Here is a 7,751-nt window from a genome sequence, read left to right on the forward strand (position 1 = left end):
CGCAACATCCCTCAGAGCTTCGCCAGATAGGGTTCGAGCGCGCGCAGGCTTTGCAACGAATTCGCCGGCGCATAGAGATCGACGTGAGGCAGGGCCGCTCTGATGCCGCGCGCCTCGGGCGCGTAGCCCTCCCACGCCATCATCGGATTGAGCCAGACAATGCGGCGGCAGCGCCGATGCAGCGCGGCCATCTCGCGGCCGAGCAGTGCGGCATCGCCGGTCTCATAACCGTCGGAGACGATCATCACGCAACTTCGCGAATGGATCACGCGCGGTGCGTGCCAGCGGTTGAAGGTCTGCAAGGACTCGCCGATCCTGGTGCCGCCGCCCGCGCCCTGCGCCATGATCGAGAGCCGGTCGAGCGCGCGGCCGGCGTCCTTCTCCTTCATCGCATCGGAGACATAGGCAAGGCGCGTGTGGAACAGAAACGCCTCGGCCTCGCGGAACTGTTCGAGGACACCGTGGATGAAGCGCAGGAAGACAGCGGTGTACATGCTCATCGAGCCTGACGCGTCGAGCAGCACGATCAGCCTCAGCGGCTTGTCCTTGCGCTGGCGTTTGACGAGCGAGATCGGCACGCCGCCATGGCTGATATTGCGATGGATGGTGCGCCGGAGATCGAGCCGATAGCCGCGCCGGCGCGCGAGGTCCCGCCGTGTCAGCCGCGTGCGCATGGCCTTGGCAAGCTGTGCCGCGGCTTCATGCGCCTGCGCGACCTGGTCGGGATCGCTAAGCTTCCGGAAGTCGACTTCGGCGAGATTATCCGCGCGCGAGGCGCCTTCCATGCGGCCTTCGCCTTCGCGGCGTTCCGGGGCACCATCCGAGGACGGAAGCTGGTCCGTGACCGACTGGCTGCCGCCCTGCTCCTCTGACTTGTCTTGCAAACTCTTCAGCGACGGATTGCTGGCGCCCGGCGTCGAACCCATCGTGCGGGAGCGCGAGCGTACGCGTTTGCCCAGCCAGAACGCATCGAACAGCCCGTCGAACTTGTCCCAGTCGGATTTGCGCGTCGAGAACAGATGCTTGAACGCCGCGCGCAACAGGCCCGGCTTCGCGGCGTAGCCTGCCGACATCAACGTCGCGGCGTCCTGCCCTTCGGCAAGGCCCACGCGAAAACCCGCATCGCGAAGCGTGCGCAGGAAGGCCGCGAGCCTTGCGGACACGAGGCGAGCGACCTCCTTGAGGTCATCGTACTCGGGGCTGGAGCCGCAGCAGCTCATGCGACCTTCCCCAACAGGCGCTGCGTCACCTCAGGCGTGACGCGGGCGCGATCCTCGTGGGTCTTCAGCAGGCAGACCAGCGTCTCGTGCACGGTCTCGGGCGCGTCCTTGAGATTGCTGACGTCGAGACCGACCAGCGCAGCCGCCCAATCGAGCGTCTCCGCGACACCAGGGACCTTCCGCAGCTCCTCCTTGCGGACGCCCTCGACCATGCGCGCGATCTGGAGCGAGAGCGACGGGCTCGCGCCGGCGACGCGCGCCAGGATGATGCGGGTTTCGCGGTCGACATCGGGATAATCGACGTAGTGATAGAGGCAGCGCCGGCGCAGCGCGTCGGAGAGCTCGCGCGTGCCGTTCGAGGTCAGCACGACGTGCGGAATGGTGATTGCGGGAATGGTGCCGAGCTCGGGGATCGAGACCTGGAAATCGGAGAGAAGTTCCAGCAGGAACGCCTCGAACTCGTCGTCGGCGCGGTCGATCTCGTCGATCAGCAGCACCGGCGCCTGCGGCCGGCGGATCGCCGCGAGCAAGGGCCGCTCAAGCAGGTACTTCTCCGAGAAGACCTGATCCTCGATGCTGTCAGTGCCGCGATGCGCCTGGATCGCCAGCAACTGGCGCTGGTAGTTCCACTCATAGAGTGCGGCCGACTGGTCCAGCCCCTCGTAGCATTGCAGGCGGATCAGCTCGGTCGCATGCACTTTGGCCAGCGCCTTCGCCACCTCGGTCTTGCCGACGCCTGCCTCGCCTTCCAGCAGCAGCGGACGCCGCAGCATCTGCATCAGCGAGATCGCGGTCGCGAGGTCCGCATCGGCGATGTAGCCCGATGCGGCCAGCGCTTGCGCGATCTCGTCTCGGTTTTTCATGCAACCTCCGTCGTTCCGGGGCGATGCAGAGCATCGAACCCGGAACCTCGAGATTCCGGGTTCGGTCCTGCGGACCGCCCCGGGATGACGAGAATAACCACTACGCCACCGCGCCCAGCGCCTTCGCCGCCTTCCAGTTGCGCCAGAAATCGTGCGGCATCTGGATGTGCGTGGAGCCAAGGAACGAGAAGGCGTCGTTGACGGCATTGGAGAAGGCCGGCACGCCGCCGACATTCGGGCTTTCGCCGACGCCCTTGGCGCCGATCGGGTGGTGCGGCGACGGGGTGACGGTGAAGTCGGTCTCCCAATGCGGCGTCTCCACCGCGGTTGGCATGAAGAAGTCCATGAACGAGCCGGTGACGACGTTGCCGACCTCGTCGTAGCGGATCTCCTGACCCATCGCGATCGCGAAGGCCTCGGTCAGGCCGCCATGAACCTGCCCTTCGATGATCATCGGGTTAATGCGGGTGCCGCAATCATCGAGCGCGTAGAAGCGCCTGACCTTGTACACGCCGGTATCGACGTCGATGTCCATCACGCAGAGATAGGCACCAAAAGGATAGGTCATGTTGGGCGGATCGTAATAGCTGACCGCCTCGAGCCCCGGCTCCATGCCAGGGGGCACCGAGTTGTAGGCCGCCCAGCAGATATCCTTCATCGACATGAATTTTTCCGGCAGGCCCTTCACCCGGAAGCCGTCGATGTCGAACTCCAAATCGTCCTCATGGACCTCGAGCTTGTACGCCGCGATCATCTGCGCTTTGGCCTTGATTTTTCGTGCAGCCATCGCGATCGCCGCGCCTGCAACCGGCGTCGAGCGCGAGCCGTAGGTGCCGAGCCCGTAGGGCGCGGTGTCGGTATTGCCTTCTTCCACCATGATGTTGTCGGCGGGAATGCCGATCTCGGTCGCGATGATCTGGGCCCAGGTGGTCTCATGGCCCTGGCCCTGGCTCTTGCTGCCCACGCGCGCGATGCCGGCCCCGGTCGGGTGCATGCGGATCTCGCAGGAATCGAACATCGCGATGCCGAGAATGTCGCAATTCTTCGACGGGCCGGCGCCAACGATCTCGGTGAAGAAGGAAACGCCAAGCCCCATGATCTCGCGGGTCTCGCCGCGCGCGAACGCCGCGCGCTTCTCCGTTTGCTCCTTGCGAAGCGCGGCATAGCCGGTCGTCTCCATCATCTTGCGCATGGCGGTGTGGTAATCGCCGGAATCGTATTCCCAGCCGAGCGCGGAGTGATACGGGAACTGCTCCGGCTTGATGAAATTCTTCAGCCGCAGCTCAGCCGGATCCATGTTGAGCTTCTGCGCCAGGATATCCATGGCGCGCTCGATGCAGTAGGCGGCCTCCGTGACGCGGAACGAGCAACGGTAGGCGACGCCGCCGGGCGCCTTGTTGGTGTAGACGCCGTCCACCGCTAGATGCGCGGTCGGAAAGTCGTAGGAGCCGGTGACGATGTTGAAGAAGCCGGCCGGCCATTTCGACGGGTCGGCGCAGGCGTCGAAAGCGCCGTGATCGGCCAGCACGTGGACGCGGAGACCCGTGACCTTGCCGTCCTTGGTCGCGGCGACCTCGGTGGTCATGTGATAGTCGCGCGCGAACGAGGTCGCGGTGAGGTTCTCGATGCGGTCCTCGACCCATTTCACCGGCTTGCCGGTGACGATGGAAGCGACCGCCGCGCAGATGTAGCCGGGATAGGCGCCGACCTTGTTGCCAAAGCCGCCGCCGATATCGGGCGCGATGACGTGGATCTTCTGCTCCGGCAGCTTTGCGATCAGCGACACCACGGTGCGGATCACATGCGGGGCCTGGAACGTGCCGTAGATCGTCAGCTCTCCCTTGATCTTGTCAAAGGAGCAGACGCACTGGCAGGTTTCCAGCGGCGACGGATGGGTGCGGTGATAGGAGATCATCTCCTTGATCTTGACGTCGGCCTTGTTGAAGGCCGCGTCGGTGAGGTCCTTGTCGCCGACGGTCCACTCGAAGATGTGGTTGTGATGCTTGCGCGGGCCGTGCGCACCCGAGGTCTTTCCTGCGAGGTCCTCGCGCAGCACCGGCGCATCCTTGTCCATCGACTTGAAGGGATCGACCAGCGGCGGCAGCGGTTCGTACTCGACAACCACCTTGTTGATGCCGTCGTCGGCCGCGTAGCGGTCGGTGGCGACGACGAAGGCGACCTCCTGGTTCTGGAACAGCACTTTGCCGTCGGCCAGCACCATCTGCACGTCGCCGGCGAGTGTCGGCATCCAGGCGAGGTTGACGGTCTTCAGCGTCTCGGCGGTGATCACCGCAAGCACACCAGGCACCTTCAGCGCCTCGCTGTCGTCGATCTTCTTGACGCGCGCATGCGGATGCGGCGAGCGGACGAAGTCGCCGTGCAGCATGCCCGGCAGCTTGACGTCGTCGACGTAATTGCCCTTGCCTTGGGTAAAGCGGATGTCCTCGACGCGCTTGCGCTTGCAGCCCATGCCTTCGAGTGCGGCTGATCGTTGTTCCCGCGTGGGAGTCATGTCGTTCATTCTGCGGCCTCCCGGAATTCCACGCCGTTGATCTTCGCGGCGGCGTATTGAATGGCTTTGACGATGTTCTGGTAGCCCGTGCAGCGGCAGATGTTGCCGGAGATGCCCATCCGGATCTCCTGCTCACTCGGCGAAGCGTTTTCCTTCAGCAGCCGATGCGCCCGCATGATCATGCCCGGCGTGCAGAAGCCGCATTGCAGGCCGTGCATCATGCGGAAGCCTTCCTGCAGCGCGGACAGCGTGCCGTCGGCATTGGCCATGCCTTCGACCGTGGTGATGTCGCTGCCCTCGGCCTGCACCGCGAACATGGTGCAGGATTTCACCGACATGCCGTCGATATCGACGGTGCAGGCGCCGCAATGCGTGGTCTCGCAGCCGATATGGGTGCCGGTCATCTGCAAGTTCTCGCGGATGAAATGCACCAGCAGCGTGCGCGGCTCGACGAGGCCTTCCACCTCGGCGCCGTTCACCTTCATGGTGACGTGTGTTTTGGCCATTGATCCCCTCCCTTATTTTGCGACGGAGGCGGCGCGCTGCAGCGCCCGCGTCACCATGATGCCGCCGACATGTTTTCGGTATTCGACCGGACCGCGCGCATCCGCCGCCGGCGCCATGATCGCTTCGGCCGCCGCAGCCGCCTTCTTCAGAGTGGCGGCATCCAGGCTGGTGCCGATCACCGCCTTGGCGGCATCGGCAGCCAGCAGCGGCGTTTCGTGGACATTCGTGAGACCGATGGAGCAGGTCACGACCTTGCCGCCGGACATCGTGAGGACGACTGCGGCGGCGGCAGTGGCGTAATCGCCGACTTTCCGCTTGAGCTTCTCATAGGCGTAGCCATGGCCGGCCGCCGGCACGGGGATCGAGAGCGAGGTGAGGATCTCGCCGGGCTCGAGCGCGGTGAAATAGGCACCCTGGTAGAAGTCGGCCGCTGCAACATCGCGGGCGCCGCCGGCGCCTTCAAGCCGATAGGTCGCGCCCAGCGTCATCATCAGCGCCGGCATGTCGTTGCCGGGATCGCCGTTGGCGACATTGCCGCCGATCGTGCCGCGGTAGCGCACCTGCGGGTCGGCGATCTGCAGCGCCGCCTCGTGCAGGATCGGCATCGCTTTCGCGACATCGTCGGAGGCCAGCAGTTCGTGCTGAGTGGTCATCGCGCCGATGACCAGGTTGTTGCCGCTCCGGCTGATGCCCTTCAGGGCGGCGATGCCGTGCAAATCTATGAGATGGCCGGGGGTGGCGAGCCTAAGCTTCATCATCGGCACCAGGCTGTGCCCGCCGGCCAGTGGCCGCGCATCCTCGCCGAGGTCGGATAACAGTTTGACGGCGTCGGCGACACTCGCCGGCCGGTGATAGCTGAATGAGCCCGGGATCATCGTCTCCTCCCCTGATCGTCTCTGCGCGTGACGGCGCGGACGTTGGGCGGGACGGTCTGCCCGGACCGGGCAAGCCGCAATCACTCGGGCACAAAGGGGGGCTTTTTGCACGAATTGCGGGTGGGAACGCACGAATTGCGTCAGGGGTGGGGACCCTTCCCCGCTTGCCGCCTCCTTACCTCGCCCCGCTTGCGGGGAGAGGTCGGATTGCATCGCAAGATGCAATCCGGGTGAGGGGGTACAGGTCTATCGTAACATCACGCTCGCGGAGACAGGCCCCTCACCCCAACCCTCTCCCCGCAAGAGCGGGGCGAGGGAGCGATAGAGCGGTGCCCTACGCCTGCCGCCGGTTCGCCAGCCCCAACCGTGCCTTCACCTCGGCGATCTTGGCCCGGCTCACCGGCACACGGTGCGGCGATGGGCCGTCGAGCTCGAGCACGGCGCCATCGCCCTCTTTCCGGACCAGTGCGACATGGGGGATGGCGACGATATGGCTGCGGTGCACCCGCAGGAAAAGCGAAGGATCAAGCTGCGCTTCGGCCTCCGAGATCGACCACGGGCACATCCGTTCACGGGTGCCGTCGTGAACGCGGGTGTAATGCGCATCGGCGCGGACGCTGCGAACGTTTGCAGTGTCGATGAAGTGCGTGCCGTCGACGCCTTCGACCGGTAGCCGGGGAACCGGCACGCGCGGCGGCTGGCCGAGGCCTCCGAGTGGCGCGACCGGCCTGGGAGCTGCAGCGACCGCAACAACGGGTTCAACGGCGGTTATCACGACAGGTGGCGCGATCGGCTCAGCCACAATTGAGGGCAACACCTGCCGCCGCGAGTCCGGGACGAGCGACAGCAGGAAGCCGGCCGCAATGACGAAGCACAACAAGGCCACAACGATCGATAGAACTTGTTGCGATGCGGCAAGGCTGCCACCGAGATGATGATGCCCCTCACCCGTCAGCGGCTCGAAATGCATGCCGAGCATCGCGGTGTAATGCATGCCCGAGACGGCAATGCCGAAAACAATGGAGCTGACGATCAGCCTGACACCTTCCTGCTGCGCCAGGAAAGCGCGCAGGCCGCCATAGGCCGTGACGATCGCAACAACGACCGACAGCATCACCATCGACGGATCGTGCACGATGCCGAAGGAGCCGGCGAGGCCGTGAATGCCGACATAATGCATGCTGGCGATACCGACGCCGAGCAGCACCGCTGACGAGGCCACCCGCCTCAAACTGGGCTCGCCGATCGAGACGAAGAACAGCGAGATGCCGACCACCAGCGCGCAGATCAGGAACGAGATGATGGTGGGAAGAACGAGATAGACCGTATCCGGCGGCAGCGGCGCGGCCAGCATGCCGACGAAATGCATGGTCCAGATACCGACGGCCAGAAACGCGGCGGCGCCCGCGAGCAGAACGCGGTTACTGACGCCGGGCGTGTTGCGGATGCGGGCAGCAAGCGCAAAGCCGGTATAGCCACCCAGACTCGCGACCGCCACGGACAGCGCGACGAGATAGGGATCGTGTCCTTCGAACATGATCTTGCCAGCCGCCCCGTCTCCACGGCACGGCCTCCTCCCGCCGCCGACTTTATAGGGACGGCGGCGGGATTGACAATCAGCGGCGTGTGAAGGGCTTTTTGATCCGTCATCCTGAGGTGCGAGCCGTGAAGCGCAAAGCGCTTCACGGGGCGCCTCGAAGGATGAGCGGCCCCGATGCAGCCGGGCCGTCGCCCTTCGAGGCTCGCCGAAGAGGCGAGCACCTCAGGGTGACGG

General features: G+C 65.1%; 6 protein-coding genes. All 6 read right to left on the reverse strand.

From position 1 onward, the window contains the following. Positions 1–11: 11 nt before the first annotated feature. The 6 genes from Q0687_RS13425 to Q0687_RS13450 all read right to left on the reverse strand — a co-directional run bounded on the left by Q0687_RS13425 (position 12) and on the right by Q0687_RS13450 (position 7,514). The gene (locus Q0687_RS13425) at positions 12–1,220 is read right to left on the reverse strand and encodes a VWA domain-containing protein (RefSeq protein WP_298877324.1); all 1,209 of its coding nucleotides are present in this window, start codon (positions 1,218–1,220) and stop codon (positions 12–14) included. Beyond that, a complete protein-coding gene (locus Q0687_RS13430) occupies positions 1,217–2,083 on the reverse strand; it encodes a MoxR family ATPase (protein WP_298877327.1) in 867 nt (288 codons plus the stop codon). Before Q0687_RS13430 ends, Q0687_RS13425 begins: the two co-directional genes overlap by 4 nt. Positions 2,084–2,183: 100 nt before the next feature. Next, positions 2,184–4,604, reverse strand: a complete 2,421-nt coding sequence (locus tag Q0687_RS13435; RefSeq protein ID WP_298877329.1) for an aerobic carbon-monoxide dehydrogenase large subunit — start codon at positions 4,602–4,604, stop codon at positions 2,184–2,186. Next, positions 4,601–5,101 carry a (2Fe-2S)-binding protein gene (locus Q0687_RS13440; RefSeq protein ID WP_166818437.1) on the reverse strand — a complete coding sequence of 167 codons (501 nt, stop codon included), beginning with the start codon at positions 5,099–5,101 and terminating at the stop codon, positions 4,601–4,603. Before Q0687_RS13440 ends, Q0687_RS13435 begins: the two co-directional genes overlap by 4 nt. Positions 5,102–5,113: 12 nt before the next feature. After that, complete coding sequence (locus tag Q0687_RS13445; RefSeq protein ID WP_298877338.1) at positions 5,114–5,977, reverse strand: xanthine dehydrogenase family protein subunit M; 864 nt, start codon at positions 5,975–5,977, stop codon at positions 5,114–5,116. Positions 5,978–6,311: 334 nt separating this feature from the next. Further along, on the reverse strand, positions 6,312–7,514 hold the full coding sequence (locus tag Q0687_RS13450) for an MHYT domain-containing protein (RefSeq protein ID WP_298877341.1): 1,203 nt from the start codon (positions 7,512–7,514) through the stop codon (positions 6,312–6,314). Between the last annotated feature and the right edge of the window lie 237 nt (positions 7,515–7,751).

Origin of the sequence: uncultured Bradyrhizobium sp., assembly GCF_936928535.1 — a bacterium.
Classification (GTDB): domain Bacteria; phylum Pseudomonadota; class Alphaproteobacteria; order Rhizobiales; family Xanthobacteraceae; genus Bradyrhizobium.

Coding starts and splice junctions, on each gene's coding strand:
- Q0687_RS13425 (WP_298877324.1), bottom strand. CDS start 1,220: ATGAGCTGCTGCGGCTCCAGCCCCGAGTACGATGACCTCAAGGAGGTC.
- Q0687_RS13430 (WP_298877327.1), bottom strand. CDS start 2,083: ATGAAAAACCGAGACGAGATCGCGCAAGCGCTGGCCGCATCGGGCTAC.
- Q0687_RS13435 (WP_298877329.1), bottom strand. CDS start 4,604: ATGAACGACATGACTCCCACGCGGGAACAACGATCAGCCGCACTCGAA.
- Q0687_RS13440 (WP_166818437.1), bottom strand. CDS start 5,101: ATGGCCAAAACACACGTCACCATGAAGGTGAACGGCGCCGAGGTGGAA.
- Q0687_RS13445 (WP_298877338.1), bottom strand. CDS start 5,977: ATGATCCCGGGCTCATTCAGCTATCACCGGCCGGCGAGTGTCGCCGAC.
- Q0687_RS13450 (WP_298877341.1), bottom strand. CDS start 7,514: ATGTTCGAAGGACACGATCCCTATCTCGTCGCGCTGTCCGTGGCGGTC.